At 45.9% G+C, this 962-nt stretch carries 1 protein-coding gene; it reads right to left on the bottom strand.

Annotated features, from left to right (window positions below):
- On the bottom strand, window positions 1-962 hold a 962-nt coding region (gene tuf, locus RM552_RS17665; RefSeq protein WP_311370210.1), incomplete at both ends, for an elongation factor Tu.

The raw sequence follows: 962 nt of genomic DNA, 5'->3' as shown, positions 1-962 counted from the left end.
ACCATCTCTACGCCTGCAGGTAGCTCAACAGCACCTGTGACGTCAGTTGTACGGAAGTAAAACTGTGGACGATAGCCTTTAAAGAATGGCGTATGACGGCCACCTTCGTCTTTGCTTAGTACATATACTTCTGCTTCAAACTTAGTGTGCGGGTTAATTGAACCAGGCTTCGCTAATACTTGGCCACGCTCAACGTCTTCACGCTTAGTACCACGTAGTAATACACCTACGTTCTCACCAGCACGACCTTCGTCTAGCAACTTACGGAACATCTCAACACCAGTACAAGTCGTCTTAACCGTTTCTTTTATACCAACGATTTCAACTTCTTCACCTACTTTGATGATACCTTGCTCAACACGACCGGTTACTACTGTACCGCGGCCTGAAATTGAGAATACATCTTCAATTGGAAGAATGAATGGCTTGTCGATGTCACGCTCTGGCTCTGGGATGTATGAATCTAGCGCTTCTGCTAGCTCTACAATTTTTGCTTCCCACTCTGCTTCGCCTTCTAGGGCTTTAAGCGCTGAGCCTTGAATAACTGGCAAATCATCACCTGGGAATTCGTAGTCTGAAAGTAACTCACGTACTTCCATTTCTACTAATTCTAGTAATTCTTCGTCGTCTACCATGTCACATTTGTTCATGAATACAATCATGTAAGGAATACCAACTTGGCGACCTAACAAGATGTGCTCACGTGTTTGTGGCATTGGGCCATCTGTAGCCGCAACTACCAATATACCACCGTCCATTTGCGCAGCACCTGTGATCATGTTTTTCACATAATCGGCGTGTCCTGGGCAGTCAACGTGTGCATAGTGACGTGTAGGCGTATCATATTCAACGTGAGAAGTCGCGATAGTGATACCACGCTCGCGCTCTTCTGGAGCGTTGTCGATTTGATCAAATGCTTGTGCTGCGCCACCGTAAGTCTTTGCTAGTACTGTACTGATTGC

Source organism: Glaciecola petra, assembly GCF_031846345.1.
Taxonomy (GTDB): Bacteria; Pseudomonadota; Gammaproteobacteria; order Enterobacterales; family Alteromonadaceae; genus Glaciecola; species Glaciecola petra.
Note: the sequence above shows the minus strand (reverse complement) of the source record. Positions and strands in the feature narration are given on the sequence as shown.